Origin of the sequence: Peribacillus sp. YIM B13477 (assembly GCF_042787955.1) — a bacterium.
GTDB lineage: Bacteria > Bacillota > Bacilli > Bacillales > DSM-1321 > Peribacillus > Peribacillus frigoritolerans.
In genome coordinates this window covers 1-15,191 of the sequence record NZ_JBHZPD010000004.1, presented here as the reverse complement: position 1 = coordinate 15,191, position 15,191 = coordinate 1, and the positions used below count along the sequence as shown (strand labels likewise).

Here is a 15,191-nt window from a genome sequence, read left to right as displayed (position 1 = left end):
TACAATTTATGGAATGATTAAAGCTTAGAGAGGGAAAAATATGAAAAAGACCGTAAATGGAAGTTTAACGTTTCTACTCCTATCGATAGTTTAGTTTAAAAACATATGATTTGAAGAGATGATTGATTTTTCACAAATTCCAGAAGAGTATTTCTATCGGGAACGATAAAGAAGAAGGGAATCCCTTTCAATGGGATTCCCTTACGTTAGTTATTCCTTTAAATACTTCTCACGGATCTTTTCCATTTTCGTCATCAATTCGGTTCCAATCGTGGAGTCGAATTCCGGATAGATGACGGTCATCTCATCCATCCATTCTTTCTTTTCCTCATCTGACAGTGTATAGATGTTGATATTCGATTTTTGCTGGATTTCCCTTAGCTGTTCCTGATTCAATTCATTTGATTTGATCCATAGCCATTTCGTTGTATCATCCATCGCCCGTTGGATTTGCTGCTGAATATCCAACGGGAGTTTGTTCCAAAACTGCTCGTTTATCATGACTACATACCCTAAATAGCCATGATCACTGATCGTTAAATACTTTTGCACTTCATATAATTTCTTTGAATAGATATTCGAAATCGTATTTTCCTGGCTGTCCGTTTCGTTGATTTCAAGGCTTTTGAACGTTTCATTAAACTCCAGGACGGAAGTTGTCGCCCCAAAATGCTTGAATTGGCTTTCCAGGACTGCACTTGGCATGATTCTGAAATGCTTTCCTGCAAAATCACTTGGATGCCGTATCGGCTTACTGCTTGTAATCTGTTTATAGTTATTCGACCAAAATGCGAGTCCTTCGATATCGATGATATTCAGCTGCTTAAGCAGCTCTTCCCCCACTTCCCCATTCAACGCTTCCTGCAAGGCCTCATCCGTTGGAAAGACATAAGGGAGGTCCAATAGCATCCATTTCTTTGATATGCTCGTGATTTTAGATGCAGTCGGTGCAATCATCTGCACCTTGTTTTCTTGTAATGCTTCGATTTCTTCCTGATCACTATATAATGACTGATTAGGATAAACTTCTATTTTGACACGATGGTCTGTATATTCATCGACCAGTTGGGCAAATCGGTTCGCAGCTAGCCCTTTAGGTGTATTTTCGGCAACGACATGACTGAACTTAATCACGATTTGATCCTTCATCCCGACCTGCTCCTCATCCTTCGGCAAATTGAAACCGAAGCTTGTAAAGAACGATTGAAACGATATATACACGGCTATCAACAGCCCCAAGCCAATTAATAAGAAGTACCCCCATAATGCACGCATACCGACAACTCCTCACCGCTCACTTCACATTATCACTATTCTATCACAGCTTTTTGCTGTCGTAATACACTGCGCGAAAAATAGCGAAAAGTGATAGAAATTCTGTTACTATTAAGTATAGAAGTAATGGAGGAAAACCAATGGATAAATCCTTTCATATGCCCATTCAAATTAAAATCACCCTGCTATCATTCGTAATCGTCGCTTTTTCGATACTAATAGGCGGGATTTTTATATTCGGAAACATCGTTTCGGTCAGGGAAGATGAAATCGGCAAACGATCCATGATCACAGCCCATACCATTGCCGAACTCCCTGAAGTACAGAAATTGGTCCGTGAGCCTGAAGGATGGACACAGCTTAATCCGATTATTGAAAACTTAAGGAAAATCCATCAAGCGGATTATATAGTTGTACTCAACAATCAGCATATACGCTATTCCCACCCGGTGTTCAGTCAATTGGGGACCCCATCTGGCAGCAGTGATGAAAGCGCTGCGTTCGCTGAACACGAATACCTTTCAAAGGCTGCTGGCGAACTTGGCATTTCCGTCCGCGCCTTTGTCCCGATCCTTGATGAAGATAGAGAGCAAATCGGCGTCGTGCTGGTTGGGAATATCCTGCCTACGATACCGGAATTAATCAAGGACCTGAAAGGCGAAATCGCGATTATCCTGGTCCTTACCCTTCTATTCGGTGTTTGCGGCTCTTGGCTCATGGCAAAAAGGATAAAAAAAGAAACCTTCCAACTTGAACCCCATGAAATTTCACGGATGTTGGTTGAAAGGACAGCCGCTTTCAATGCCATGCATGAAGGGGTCATCGCCATAGATAATAATCAGGCCATCACGATTTTCAATGAAAAGGCTAAGCAGATATTCAAGATCGAAGGTGCGGTCATAGGCAAGAATATCAATGATATCATACACGATACCCGTCTCCCGGAAGTGCTCGATCGGACATCTCCCATCTTTAACCAGGAAATCTCCGTTCAAAACAGGAATATTGTAAGCAATCGGGTACCTATAAAGATTGCGGATAAAACGATCGGTGCCGTGGCCATTTTCCAGGATCGCACCGATGTGACGAAGCTAGCTGAAGAGTTGACTAGTGTCAAAGCATTCGTTGAAGCCCTGCGCGTTCAAAACCATGAACATATGAACAAACTTCATACGATAGCAGGATTGATCCAGCTAGGTAATCTTGACGAAGCGCTGCATTACATTTTTCAGATCACGGAAGAACAAGAGGAATTGACCAGGTTTTTGACGAAGCACATTCACGATGATAATTTAGTGGGGCTGATATTAAGTAAGATCTCCTTGGGACGGGAACTCGGGATCGAGCTCATCATGGACAAACACACAAAATTGGACCGCTTCCCCGCTGGTTTGGATCATCACGATTTTGTTTTGATAATCGGAAACCTGATCGAAAACTCATTCGCGGCGCTAAAGTATTGTTCAGAGGAAACAAAACAGGTTTATCTATCCATCTACCAGGATGAACGTCATTGTCAAATCGTGCTTGAGGATAATGGACCTGGCATTCCCGAGGACATTCATAAAGATATATTCGAGTATGGTTTTACAACAAAAGGTGCGGAAGGATCAGGAATTGGTCTTTATCTAATAGACCAAATTGTAAAAAAAGCGAACGGCGAAATGAAATTCACGACACGCCCTAATGAGGGAACAAGCTTTTTTCTTTCTTTTCCGATGCATGATATAGAGGAGAACCAAAATGACTAACGAAATTCGTGTACTTTTAATTGAAGATGACCCTATGGTCCAAGAGGTCAACAAACAGTTCATCGAGCGCCTGCCTGCCTTTAAAATCGTTGATACAGCTTCAAATGGGCTTGAAGGTCTGGAAAAAATCAGGCAGTCTAAACCCGACCTTGTCATTTTGGACATCTTCATGCCATCTTTAAACGGGGTTGATACACTTTATCAAATTAGAAAAGAGCAAATTGATGTGGATGTCATCATCATTTCAGCGGCAAATGATCAGAAAACGATTCGAAAAATGATACAGAACGGGGCTTTTGACTATTTAATCAAGCCATTTAAATTCGAGAGGCTAAAACATACGCTGGAACAATATTATGCTTTTCGGATGGAGGTTGAACCTGATCATCAAATTTCCCAAAATCAGCTCGACCGAATCCTCTTTCAAAATAAGACACATTCTGAAGCGCGTCCGAAATATGATGTTCCGAAAGGATTGAATGGCGTGACTCTTGAGCAAGTGACGAAGTTCATAAAGACCCAGCCTGGGTCACTATCGGCAGAAGAAGTGGCTGATGGAATTGGAATCGCCAGAGTTACAGCTAGGCGCTATCTTGAATACTTGCATGGCGAAGAAGTCCTTCAGCTTGACGTACAATATGGCAGCATAGGCCGTCCAGTCAATAGGTACCGGCTAAACAAAACTTAACCGCATGGGGACCGGCTTGAAACGGTTCCCTTTTTACTTTCATTCTTTACGCACCTGTCTTCCGGTCATATAGGCCCCACTTTCGCTTCAAAAGAAACAGCTCGCACTCCTTCAAAGCCGTCACTTCTTTTATGACATAGTCAGGCATGCCCCTTCTTAGTAGAATTTCCGCAATAAGGTACGGTTTTTTCATACACTCTCCCCTCCTTTTCCCTTTGGTTGCCCTTCTTTTCATTCATTATACAAAATAATCCAATAAAGGAAAAATAGACAAAGCCCCATTTTCCGAAAAAATTATGTTTTCTCTAAAAAATCTGCAGACAAATGAAAAATGTTCAGGTTGATTTCTGTCAGCCGTACCCTTTCCTCCGACTGTTAGTATCCTATTAAAATCATGTTCCAAAAGGGTGGGGTTTCCGTCCAATAAAGTACTAATTGGGTAAGTTACATAGATCGTGGGAGTAAAAGGAGATATGATCAATATTTGATCAAAAGAGGTGGGCCGTGCACCTCCTTTGATGTTTCATTTGAACAGTTTACTATATGTAGTCAATTCCTTTAGCCGCTTTTCATTGATGGCAAAACCGATTCCAGCTTTATCGGGAACTTGGATCATGCCATTTTCGACGATGACTTCAGGATCGATTATATCTCCATCCCAATAACGGGATGAAGATGATATATCCCCAGGAATCGTGAACCCTTTTAATGAGGCAAGTGCAATATTATGTGCACGTGAAATCCCAAATTCAATCATACCGCCGCACCAAACGGGCACATCATTTCCCAGGCATAGATCATGGATTCTTACAGCTTCCATCCAGCCGCCGACTTTAGCCATCTTAATGTTGATGACCCCACAGCTCTGGAGCGACAGTGCACTTTTTGCATCATGAAATGAATTTATGCTTTCATCAAGGCAAATGGGTGTCTGCAGCTGTTTCTGCAAAAATGAATGTTCCACAATGTCGTCATGCCCCAGCGGCTGCTCAATCATCATCAGCTTAAAGTCATCAAGCTTCTGCAGATGCGGGATGTCATCAAGAGTGTACGCTGAATTGGCATCTGCCATTAGCGGGATATCGGGATAGGCCCGACGGATTTCCGCTAAAAAATCCAGATCATTTTGAGGATTTATTTTTATTTTATATCGCTGATAACCGGATCCGGAAAAATCCTCGATCTGGCGCATCGCATCTTCTATATCATTCGATGCAATGACTACGCCAGCGGCCACTTCCCTTCGTTCGCCGCCAAACAGCCGTCCAAGGTAGACTCCTTTCTGCTTCGCATACAAATCGAGGATTGCCTGCTCTAAAGCCGACTTCGCCATTGCATTCCGCCTGATTCCGCTCCATAAGTTCGGCAGCTCATCAGGATGCCTGATCTGACTGGCCAATGTCAGCGGGATTAAGAAGTCTTCCAACATATGAAAGCATGTTTTGATCGTTTCCTCGGTATACCAAGGACTTGTAAAAGGCACGGCTTCCCCGTATCCAATCAATCCGTCTTCATCCATGGCTTCGACTATTATCACTTCCCGGTCGCTTACCGTTCCGAGATGCGTCTTGAATGGCCGCTTTAAAGGGGCCTTAATGATCTTTAGGGAAATGGAGGATAACTTCATTGCCATTCCCCCATCTCCTTCTTCAGTTCCCGTCTAAGAAGCTTGCTTGCTCCATTCCGGGGAAGCTCCTTACAAAATATCACGTTCCGGGGAATCTTATAGGATGCCAAATACTCCCTGCAATATTCGAGCAGTTCGCTCTCACCTAGCTCTGCACCTTGATGCAGGACAACAAAAGCAAGCGGGACCTGTCCCCATTTTTCATCTTCTGTCCCCGTCACTCCCGCTTCGAACACATAGGGGTGCGTACTAAGGACATTTTCAATCTCGGCCGGGTAGACATTTTCACCGCCGGAAATGATTAAATCCGAGCGTCGGTCAAGCACATATAAAAAACCTTCCTCATCGAGATAACCAAGGTCCCCAGTATAAAGCCATCCATCGGTAATGGCCTGCTGTGTAGCATCCATCCGATTAAAATAGCCTTTCGTCACATTCGGACCCGATACCACGATTTCCCCCACTGAACCCGGTTCACATATCATGCCGTCTTTCTCAATCCGTAACTGCGAAGGAAACAAAGGCTTTCCCGCAGAGCCGATTTTTGCCATGCTATATTCCGGTGCCAGCGTCACAATCTGTGAAGACGTTTCGGTCATCCCATATGTTTGATAGACGGGAATCCCTTTCTCCTTACATACCTCAAGCAAATGGACGGGTGCAGGGCCGCCGCCTAACAGGAAACAGCGGAAGGTTTTTGGATAGCTTGTTCCCTTCATATCCTGCACCATCCTATTCAGCATCGCCGTCACGACCGAAATGATCGTCACCCCATTTTCCTGGATGCTCCGGTTTGCTTCCCGTTCATCGAAACGTTCCGCCAAAACGACTTTCATGCCATAAATCACATTTTTCATCAAGATGGATAAACCGCTAATATGAAAGATCGGAACCGCACAATACCAAGAATCCTCTTCATGCAATCCAAGGTTCAGAACAGACCCAACGGCACTCCACCAATGATTGCCGAATGTTTGGATGACCCCTTTTGGATTTCCTGTCGTACCAGATGTATACATGATCGTAGCGGTATCCTCAAGGTAAAACTCTTGAAGTATCCCTGCTGTGCCTTCATCCGGCAATTCTTCCATTAAGTGAAGCTTCAAATCTGGGAGAATCTCACCAATATCAGCTAGTTTGCCGGAGAAGGACCCTTCCGAAACCAGATAGGCAGTTTTGCTGTCCTCGATCTGCCAGGACAGCTCTTTTGCCGTTAGCTTATTATTCAGCATCACAACCTTCACACCGAGATGAAATAGTGCATGGATAACGACAACACCATCAATATGGTTACGGAGCAAAACCGCGCATGAATCGCCAGTGCCCAGACCAATGCTTGAAAGCCTTCCAGCCATCTTCTCCGATAAAGTATACAGTTCAAGAAAGCTATACGTTTGACCTTCAAACTCAATTGCCGGGCGATCCGGTGAAAGATGCGCCCGATTTTTCAGCCAGTTCGGCAACTTTTCTTCTGCCATTGCTACTTCCCCTCTTCCTTTTTGATATAGAAAACAGCCCGGCGATTTTCCGCCAAGCTGTCAGTCTCATCGATTCACGCGTTTCATTAAGGGAAACGAGGGAATTGCCCAAAGTCCGGAGTGCGTTTTTCTTTGAATGCATCGCGGCCTTCTTTTGCTTCTTCTGTTGTATAGTATAAAAGTGTAGCGTCACCAGCCAATTGCTGAAGACCTGCAAGGCCATCCGTATCAGCGTTCATTGCCGCTTTCAGGAAACGAAGTGCAGTCGGGCTCTTCTCAAGCATTTCTTCACACCATTTAACCGTTTCCGCTTCTAATTGGTCTAAAGGCACGACCGTGTTGACCAATCCCATATCCAATGCTTCCTGTGCATTGTATTGACGGCATAGGTACCAGATTTCACGCGCCTTTTTATGACCCACGATACGTGCAAGGTAACCAGAACCATAACCAGCATCAAAGCTTCCTACATTCGGTCCAGTTTGTCCGAAAATTGCATTGTCAGCAGCAATCGTCAAGTCACATACCACGTTCAAGACATTACCTCCGCCAATTGCATATCCTGCCACCATGGCTACGACTGGTTTTGGAATGACGCGGATCAAACGTTGCAAATCAAGAACATTTAGACGCGGAATGTTATCTTCACCCACATATCCGCCATTTCCGCGGACTTTTTGGTCTCCGCCTGAACAGAATGCTTTGCCGCCTACACCTGTTAAAATAATGACACCAATACTGGAATCATCACGCGCCCTTGCAAATGCATCAATCATTTCAGCAGTCGTTTTTGGCGTGAATGCATTATGTACATGCGGTCGATTGATGGACACTTTCGCAATCCCGTTATATTTTTCATATAAAATCTCATCATATTCACGTATTGTTTCCCATTGAATCGTCACATTAATTCCTCCTTTTATTTCGCTTTAAAAACTCACTTATTATTTTACCAAACTTTTCTCCAACTTCCACATGAATCGCATGTCCCGCATCATTTATTATTTTCCATTCGGCGCCCTTCAGCTTTTTTTTCATCGAGTCCGCTATTCGACAAAACTTATGGTCAAGTTCACCGGTTACAAGGAGCACCGGGAAATCAAGGGTTTGCAGTTGTTCCCAGTAAGAAGCCTGACTGCCGGTCCCCATGCCAAGAAGGCTATTGGAAAGGCCGGCAGGGTCATTTGCCAACCGCTGCTCCCGAATGGCTGACCTGGTTTTGGCCGACAACCGTTTTTGGCTTTCAAACAGCGGGATGTTTTCCCATTGATCCACAAACCCTTCCATGCCATTTGCAAGAATCCGTTCGGCAAGCCTCCGATCATTTCCCCTTCGGATTTCCCGTTCCTCTTCTGTTAAAAGACCTGGTGAAGCACTCTCCAGTATCAATGTATCAACATACTCAGGATACAAACAGGCAAATCCCAATCCGAGCCTTCCGCCCATCGAGTATCCAAGGATATGGGCTTTCGGGAAATGTAACACATCCAAAATATACTTGATATCCTCAGCCACCTTTTCCAGCTCATACCTTCGATGATCGGCTGGTGACGCAGACATGCCATGTCCGATGATGTCGACCATGATTAGCGTATACCTGTCACTCAGTAGCGGGATGAGAAATTTCCATGTATCCCGATTTCCCGTAAATCCATGCAAAAGTACAAGAGGATCCCCATTTCCCGTTATTTCAACAGCATAATTGACATCCTTGCTGACAATATTCATGATATTTCCCTGTCTAACACCATTTTTATTTCCTGGGAAACAAAGCTCCACAAATTTCGATGCTTTTGTAAATTGGACTCTCTTTCTGTCGGTACTTCGATGATTTTCAGACCTTGAATTTCGAACGACTCTGTAAATACCTTCTCGAACTCATCCCAATTTTGCACCTTGTTGTATTTACCGCCATAAAGGTGGGCAGTATGTGAAAAATCAAGCCCATGAGGCGTGCCGAATAGCGTTTCGAAATGTTCCCTTTCATTTGCCTGCGGCAAGAAGGAAAAAATGCCGCCGCCATCATTATTAACCAGCAAAATCGTGATATTTTGTTTTTGAAGTTTTGCTGCAAGCAAGCCATTCATATCATGGAAAAAGCTTAAATCCCCGATTGCCAGCACTGTATTTTTCGATACCGTGCTCACGCCAAGTGCAGTGGAAACGACACCATCGATGCCATTCGCCCCGCGATTGGCAATGGTTTGGATTCCTTTTTCATTATTCAAAAAGAAAGTGTCCAAATCACGTATAGGCATACTATTCCCGACAAATAACGTCGACTCCAATGGCATCATATCAGCAAGCAAGGCGAACAGCTTGCCTTCGCTTAACTCCGTTTCATCCCTGACGGAGGCTAAGGCATCCTTCGTCGCTCCATTGACGGTTTGCCATAAGCGAAGCCATTCATCATCAGGGGAAGAAGTAATGCTTTCAGCTATTCGCAGACAAAAATCTTTCTCTTCGCTGTAAATCATATTCGTTGCCAAACCGGCTGGTTCGCGCCAGCCTGCACCGCCATCGACGACCAAAGTAATCGCCTGTTTTTGTTTTTTCATGAATAATAATAACGGTTTAGATACAGGCATTGCCCCGAATCGCAAGATCACTTCCGGCCTGAACGCCGCTTTTGCCGTTTCATCGCGCAGAAACGTATCGTACGCATCAATGATGACGGCTTTATCATGACTTCCGCTCCTTAACTGTGAAAGGGGATCAGCCAGTACCGGAAAAGCAAGTTTTTTCGCTAATGCGACTATGGCTTCCTTCATCTCTGGATGCGGTAATTCGCCACATACAATGATACCTTGCTTAGCTTTTGACAATGTAGTTGCAACCACTTCTAAATGTGATGCGGACAATGACCGTTCTCCACTGTCAATCAACACTGCAGGCGTCCTTTTATTTTGCCGGTACTCTTTTGCTTGATCCAGGTCCGGAATCAATGGTTCCCGAAGCGGGAAATTCAAATGTACAGGCCCTGCCGGTTCAACGGCCGCAGTAGCCACTGCCCTTGCACCGACCGTTCTGGCATACCGCATCATCCCATCCGTGTTTTCAGGAAGTGCCATTTCGACAAACCATTTTACATGTCTCCCGTAAAGGTGTATTTGATCGATCGCCTGCGGGGCTCCGACATCACGCAATTCATGCGGACGGTCAGCGGTAAGTACAATAAGCGGCACTCTTGAATAGAAAGCCTCGATGACGGCTGGGTAATAGTTTGCAGCGGCTGTACCGGACGTACAAAGAAGTCCGACAGGTTCTTTTAAGGCCTTAGCCAAACCAAGGGCAAAAAAAGCAGCCGAACGCTCATCCACATTAATATGAATTTCGATATCAGGATGTTCCACTAGCAGCAAAGCCAGTGGCGTGGATCGTGAACCTGGGCTCACCACCACATGCTTCACCTCATTTTGTGCAAGCTCATCGACGAATGAAGCAGCATACGCTGTCAATGCATCTCGGTCATTCATTAAGATTTCCTCCTAAAGCACTTAACATCGGATTGAATTTAATCCCCGTTTCCCAGAATTCACTTTCGGGTGTCGAATCTTCGACTACTCCGCATCCGGCAAAGAGCGATGCCTCATTGTTCTGTATAAGGGCAGAACGTATCCCTACAGCGAATTCCCCGTTCCCATACGTATCCACCCAGCCTAAAGGACCCGCATAAAATCCGCGTTCCAGACCTTCCAATTCCCGAATTCGGACAACAGCCTTTTCTTTTGGAAGTCCGCCCATGGCAGGTGTGGGATGGAGGTTCTCGACAAATTCAAAAATCGTGACACCTTCCTTGGATATACCGCGAACCGGTGTGTACAAATGCTGGATATGACGGTTTTTCATAAGTGTCGGTCCGGCTGGGACCATCACCTTTTCGCATACAGAATCAAAAGCATTGGATATCATCGACACGACATATTGATGCTCTTGTAAATTCTTTTGGTCATGAAGCAATTCTTCACCAAGACAAACATCTTCTTGCTCATCTTTCCCTCGCCGCATCGATCCGGCAAGGCAGGTAGAAAAAACTTCATTTCCCTGTTTCTTAATCAAACGTTCGGGAGTGGCACCGACAAAACAGTCACCACCAGCCTCCAAACTGAAAATATAACTCAATGGCTGCTCGGCAATCAATTGTTCAAGCACTTTCCCTGAATCGATGGAACGTTCAAAACCAAGTCGAAGCTCCCTTGCCAAAACAATCTTGTCGAGATCTGTCGTCTTGATTTCCTGAACAGCCTCTGCGACCGTCCGCTTCCATTCCTCAGGTTCGACTTCCCTCTGCATAACAAGGGAATTTGCACCCAATCCATTGCCATCCAAGCTTTCGAAGAGGAAAGCTTCCCGTTCATTTATCATATCTATGAAGAGTTTTTCTGAATCATCAGGCGAACAAAGTAAGTTTGTCGTTAAGTAAGCTTGTTTCCCCACTATTGACAGCATGAAGGCAGGTATATAAAACAGGTTGTCCCCGAACTGATTCCAAAGGAGCGTACTGTCAGTTTCATAATCAAAAGAAAAGCCCCCAAACAGTAAAGGACCTGTCGCTTCTACATCGGTCACTCCTGTTTTGACAGCATCATTCTGCAGTTTGATCCAGCTCTTTTCGACTTCTCTATACCGTTCGGCATTCGATGCCGCTTTGAGTTTCTTAACATTGCCTAAACCGGTGATGGTTATTTCCTTTGCAGGGTCCTCCCAGAAAAAGCGTTCACCTGCATACCGTTCTCTTCCAGCTTGATAAAATGAAAGGGGGCTGTTGCATTTAATCTTCTTAATATGACTGAATAGAACTTGATCATTCAAGTCCTTCGCCTTTTGTATAGCTGAAGCCAGTCCCTGAAACTGTTCAGTTTCCTCTGAGATAGCCAAAAAAATCCCCCCAAATGTACATTTTAAAAGCTATTTAACCTATTTAAAGATACACCTCCCTTGAACCTCATGTCAATAAAACGCCCCTTTACCGAACGATTCTCCCCTGCTTTTTTCCTTATTATATGAATCTTAGCGAATGTAGAGAAATACCCTTGATTTTGGAAATGCATCACCCATGAATTTCCATTACACCCATACCCACTTTTCCTGCATTTATTAGGATAACCTTTTGTGCAACATTTCAATATTTGTTATAATTTCGAGAGAACCAATAATGATTTTGAGGAGAGAAATAATGCAAACAGAATACGACGGACTTCCCCTTAAACGGACCTGGAAGATTTGGTGGGAGTTAATTCGTCCACATACACTAACCGCAGCTTTTGTCCCAGTCTTACTTGGAACTGTGATTGCACTTTTGGAAGATGGAGTGAATTGGTTACTATTCGCTGCCATGATGGTTGCAAGTATCCTGATTCAAGCTGCAACCAATTTATTCAATGAATACTATGATTTCAAGAGAGGCCTGGATACGGAGGAATCCGTAGGTATCGGAGGCGGGATCGTCCGTCATGGGATGACCCCCAGACTAATCATGAACTTGGCCCTTGGCATGTATGCCATCGCCTTGATCATTGGAATCTATATTTGTGCCGCATCGTCTTGGTGGCTAGCTGCAGTAGGCCTCGTTTGCATGCTTGTCGGCTATCTTTATACAGGCGGTCCCCTGCCCATTTCATATACACCGTTCGGGGAACTTTTTTCTGGATTGTTCATGGGCTTTTTGATAATCCTGATCGCCTTTTTCATTCAAACCGGTGATGTTTCTTCAACAGCCATCTTAATTGCCATTCCAAGTGGGATACTGGTAGGGCTGATCAACTTATCCAATAACCTCCGGGATCATGATGGGGATAAGGCACATGGCCGCAAAACGATGCCAGTCGTGATGGGCAGGAAAAACGCCCTGACATTCATGGCAATCATGTTCGCTTTCTCTTATCTATGGCTTGTTGGGCTCGTTCTTACCGGAAGCGTTACAGCTTGGATTCTCCTTGCCTTCCTTAGCATACCGAAGGCAATGGCCGCAATAAAAGGCTTCGTAGGTAAAACACAGCCGATCACGATGGTGCCGGCAATGAAAGCCACGGCCCAAACGAACACCTTCTTTGGCTTACTCATGGCCATTGGATTATTCATCAGCTATCTTATATAGTCTCCAGGGACTGAGCCCATCCGCTCAGTCCTTTTTTCTATCTTCCGTTCCATATTGTTTTCCTATACTCCGATTCGGGTAATAGATAATACAACCACCTTACCAATATAAAAGGAGACTTTAGTTTAGAAGGAGTGAATTGGATATGGCAACGAAACAACAAACGCAAAAATTAAAAAAAGAACTGCTTCAGGAAAAAAATGAGCTATGTAATAGAATTCAAAATGATGAACAATCCGTTCTGGATAAAAGCCAGACGGAATCCGTAGGTGAATTATCATCCTACGATAATCATCCTGCAGACCTAGGGACCGAATTATTCGAGATGGAACGGAATCAAGCACTCGATGAGCATGCACAATCCGAAATGGAGAAAATAGAAGAAGCTTTGAAAGCCATGGAAGAAGGATCGTATGGCCATTGTAAAACCTGCAATAAGGAAATCCCCATCGAGAGGCTTGAAGCGATCCCAAGCACCCTCTACTGTGTCGAGCATGCCCCAGAACGAACGCTTTCACAAGACAGGCCAGTGGAAGAGGATATACTGATTCCATCCCAGGGTGATCATTTTGAAAATCGTCATGGAATCGAAATGGCGGCTAAAGAAGATAGCTTTGGTGAAGTGGCCAAATTCGGTACATCAGAAACGCCATCTGATTATACCGGTGATCATGACAATTACAATGATCTTTATAAAAACGAGGATGAAACGGATGGATTTCCTGAAGACTATGAAGGATTTGCCGCAAATGATATCGAAGGAAAAACGAGAGTGGATATACCGAACAAAAAGCAAAAGGAATATGAAGATACCCTGAAAGAAGAAAATATAGAATCCCAACTTGGAGACATTCCCTATAAACAAAAAGATGGTTATATCAAGGAAAATAAATGAAAAAAAGAAGCATACATGAATGTATGCTTCCTTTTTTGTTATGACCCGTACGGGATTCGAACCCGTGTTACCGCCGTGAAAGGGCGGTGTCTTAACCGCTTGACCAACGGGCCAACTGGCGGAGAAGGAGGGATTTGAACCCTCGCGCCGCTCGCGCGACCTACACCCTTAGCAGGGGCGCCTCTTCAGCCTCTTGAGTACTTCCCCATGGCTCCGCAGGTAGGACTCGAACCTACGACCGTTCGGTTAACAGCCGAATGCTCTACCACTGAGCTACTGCGGAACAATATGAATATGGTGGGCCTAAATGGACTCGAACCATCGACCTCACGCTTATCAGGCGTGCGCTCTAACCAGCTGAGCTATAGGCCCATATTTGGAGCGGGTGAAGGGAATCGAACCCTCATCATCAGCTTGGAAGGCTGAGGTTTTACCACTAAACTACACCCGCGAAATGGGGCGACTGATGGGAATCGAACCCACGAATGCCTGAACCACAATCAGGTGCGTTAACCACTTCGCCACAATCGCCGTAATTTTGTAATATATGGTGGCTCAGGACGGAATCGAACCGCCGACACAAGGATTTTCAGTCCTTTGCTCTACCGACTGAGCTACTGAGCCACATATGTATTCAATTTAAATAATGGCGGTCCCGACGGGAATCGAACCCGCGATCTCCTGCGTGACAGGCAGGCATGTTAACCGCTACACCACGGGACCTAATAATTGCGGGGACAGGATTTGAACCTGCGACCTTCGGGTTATGAGCCCGACGAGCTACCGGACTGCTCCACCCCGCGACGGTAATAATGAAACGATTAGCATCAAGCTTTCGTGAATATTGTTTCGTACGCATCCTTTATGTAAGGTTGTTTTAAAACAACTTGCTGCTTTTAGAAAAAATGGAGGAGGTAGAGGGATTCGAACCCCCGCGGGATTTGACTCCCCTGTCGGTTTTCAAGACCGATCCCTTCAGCCGAACTTGGGTATACCTCCACGGCTTTAAAAAATGAATATGGTGGACCTTGTAGGACTCGAACCTACGACCGGACGGTTATGAGCCGTCTGCTCTAACCAGCTGAGCTAAAGGTCCTTATATTTATTGGTAGCGGCGGAGGGGATCGAACCCCCGACCTCACGGGTATGAACCGTACGCTCTAGCCAGCTGAGCTACACCGCCAATATAATATAAGTTTCTGATTGAAAAATGGTGGAGCCTAGCGGGATCGAACCGCTGACCTCCTGCGTGCAAGGCAGGCGCTCTCCCAGCTGAGCTAAGGCCCCATTCATTAAAAATCACATGGTCGGGAAGACAGGATTCGAACCTGCGACCCCTTGGTCCCAAACCAAGTGCTCTACCAAGCTGAGCTACTTCCC

The 15,191-nt window shown here is 44.9% G+C and carries 12 protein-coding genes and 13 tRNA genes; 4 read left to right on the top strand and 21 right to left on the bottom strand.

What is annotated here, in order from left to right; all coding sequences use genetic code 11:
* Positions 1-210: 210 nt before the first annotated feature.
* Positions 211-1,275 (bottom strand): DctP family TRAP transporter solute-binding subunit, encoded by a 1,065-nt coding sequence (locus tag ACFX4H_RS13980; RefSeq protein WP_377435655.1) that lies wholly within the window; start codon positions 1,273-1,275, stop codon positions 211-213.
* 140 nt (positions 1,276-1,415) lie between these two features.
* Here ACFX4H_RS13980 and ACFX4H_RS13975 point away from each other — a divergent pair, with 140 nt between their 5' ends.
* Complete coding sequence (locus ACFX4H_RS13975; RefSeq protein WP_377435654.1) at positions 1,416-3,026, top strand: ATP-binding protein; 1,611 nt, start codon at positions 1,416-1,418, stop codon at positions 3,024-3,026.
* Positions 3,019-3,714, top strand: coding sequence for a response regulator (locus ACFX4H_RS13970; RefSeq protein WP_377435653.1), 696 nt, complete (start codon positions 3,019-3,021; stop codon positions 3,712-3,714). The genes ACFX4H_RS13975 and ACFX4H_RS13970 overlap by 8 nt, the downstream gene beginning before the upstream one ends.
* 46 nt (positions 3,715-3,760) lie before the next feature.
* On the opposite strand, the gene ACFX4H_RS13965 is transcribed toward ACFX4H_RS13970, so the two are convergent.
* The 7 genes from ACFX4H_RS13965 to ACFX4H_RS13935 all read right to left on the bottom strand — a co-directional run bounded on the left by ACFX4H_RS13965 (position 3,761) and on the right by ACFX4H_RS13935 (position 11,697).
* Positions 3,761-3,907 (bottom strand): hypothetical protein, encoded by a 147-nt coding sequence (locus ACFX4H_RS13965; RefSeq protein WP_153246142.1) that lies wholly within the window; start codon positions 3,905-3,907, stop codon positions 3,761-3,763.
* Between the two features lie 330 nt (positions 3,908-4,237).
* Entirely contained in the window at positions 4,238-5,341 is a 1,104-nt protein-coding gene (gene menC / locus ACFX4H_RS13960) for an o-succinylbenzoate synthase (RefSeq protein WP_377435805.1), read from the bottom strand.
* Positions 5,338-6,819, bottom strand: coding sequence for an o-succinylbenzoate--CoA ligase (locus ACFX4H_RS13955; protein WP_377435652.1), 1,482 nt, complete (start codon positions 6,817-6,819; stop codon positions 5,338-5,340). Before ACFX4H_RS13955 ends, menC begins: the two co-directional genes overlap by 4 nt.
* Before the next feature lie 86 nt (positions 6,820-6,905).
* A complete protein-coding gene (gene menB, locus ACFX4H_RS13950) occupies positions 6,906-7,718 on the bottom strand; it encodes a 1,4-dihydroxy-2-naphthoyl-CoA synthase (protein WP_370029151.1) in 813 nt (270 codons plus the stop codon).
* Positions 7,719-7,725: 7 nt separating this feature from the next.
* Positions 7,726-8,547 (bottom strand): 2-succinyl-6-hydroxy-2,4-cyclohexadiene-1-carboxylate synthase, encoded by an 822-nt coding sequence (menH, locus tag ACFX4H_RS13945; protein ID WP_377435651.1) that lies wholly within the window; start codon positions 8,545-8,547, stop codon positions 7,726-7,728.
* On the bottom strand, positions 8,544-10,295 hold the full coding sequence (gene menD / locus ACFX4H_RS13940; RefSeq protein WP_377435650.1) for a 2-succinyl-5-enolpyruvyl-6-hydroxy-3-cyclohexene-1-carboxylic-acid synthase: 1,752 nt from the start codon (positions 10,293-10,295) through the stop codon (positions 8,544-8,546). The genes menH and menD overlap by 4 nt, the downstream gene beginning before the upstream one ends.
* The gene (locus tag ACFX4H_RS13935; RefSeq protein WP_377435649.1) at positions 10,288-11,697 is read right to left on the bottom strand and encodes an isochorismate synthase; all 1,410 of its coding nucleotides are present in this window, start codon (positions 11,695-11,697) and stop codon (positions 10,288-10,290) included. Before ACFX4H_RS13935 ends, menD begins: the two co-directional genes overlap by 8 nt.
* Positions 11,698-11,995: 298 nt before the next feature.
* On the opposite strand from ACFX4H_RS13935, the gene ACFX4H_RS13930 reads away from it, so the two are divergent.
* Together ACFX4H_RS13930 and ACFX4H_RS13925 are read left to right on the top strand one after the other, a co-directional pair.
* Complete coding sequence (locus tag ACFX4H_RS13930; RefSeq protein WP_063574831.1) at positions 11,996-12,916, top strand: 1,4-dihydroxy-2-naphthoate polyprenyltransferase; 921 nt, start codon at positions 11,996-11,998, stop codon at positions 12,914-12,916.
* A 145-nt stretch (positions 12,917-13,061) separates the two neighbouring features.
* Entirely contained in the window at positions 13,062-13,811 is a 750-nt protein-coding gene (locus ACFX4H_RS13925; protein WP_249598754.1) for a TraR/DksA C4-type zinc finger protein, read from the top strand.
* 41 nt (positions 13,812-13,852) lie between these two features.
* Here the strand turns inward: ACFX4H_RS13925 and ACFX4H_RS13920 are convergent.
* The 13 genes from ACFX4H_RS13920 to ACFX4H_RS13860 all read right to left on the bottom strand — a co-directional run bounded on the left by ACFX4H_RS13920 (position 13,853) and on the right by ACFX4H_RS13860 (position 15,098).
* Positions 13,853-13,924 (bottom strand) — tRNA-Glu (locus ACFX4H_RS13920).
* Positions 13,925-13,927: 3 nt separating this feature from the next.
* Positions 13,928-14,018 (bottom strand) — tRNA-Ser (locus ACFX4H_RS13915).
* 1 nt (position 14,019) lies between these two features.
* A tRNA-Asn gene (locus tag ACFX4H_RS13910) sits at positions 14,020-14,094 on the bottom strand.
* A 12-nt stretch (positions 14,095-14,106) separates the two neighbouring features.
* Positions 14,107-14,183: transfer RNA gene (locus tag ACFX4H_RS13905), tRNA-Ile, on the bottom strand.
* Positions 14,184-14,188: 5 nt separating this feature from the next.
* A tRNA-Gly gene (locus ACFX4H_RS13900) sits at positions 14,189-14,262 on the bottom strand.
* 4 nt (positions 14,263-14,266) lie between these two features.
* Positions 14,267-14,342: transfer RNA gene (locus ACFX4H_RS13895), tRNA-His, on the bottom strand.
* 17 nt (positions 14,343-14,359) lie between these two features.
* A tRNA-Phe gene (locus ACFX4H_RS13890) sits at positions 14,360-14,435 on the bottom strand.
* Between the two features lie 23 nt (positions 14,436-14,458).
* Positions 14,459-14,534, bottom strand: a tRNA-Asp gene (locus ACFX4H_RS13885).
* Between the two features lie 6 nt (positions 14,535-14,540).
* A tRNA-Met gene (locus ACFX4H_RS13880) sits at positions 14,541-14,614 on the bottom strand.
* A gap of 103 nt (positions 14,615-14,717) precedes the next feature.
* A tRNA-Ser gene (locus ACFX4H_RS13875) sits at positions 14,718-14,810 on the bottom strand.
* 20 nt (positions 14,811-14,830) lie between these two features.
* A tRNA-Ile gene (locus ACFX4H_RS13870) sits at positions 14,831-14,907 on the bottom strand.
* A 10-nt stretch (positions 14,908-14,917) separates the two neighbouring features.
* Positions 14,918-14,994 (bottom strand) — tRNA-Met (locus ACFX4H_RS13865).
* A gap of 28 nt (positions 14,995-15,022) precedes the next feature.
* Positions 15,023-15,098, bottom strand: a tRNA-Ala gene (locus tag ACFX4H_RS13860).
* Positions 15,099-15,191: the final 93 nt, after the last annotated feature.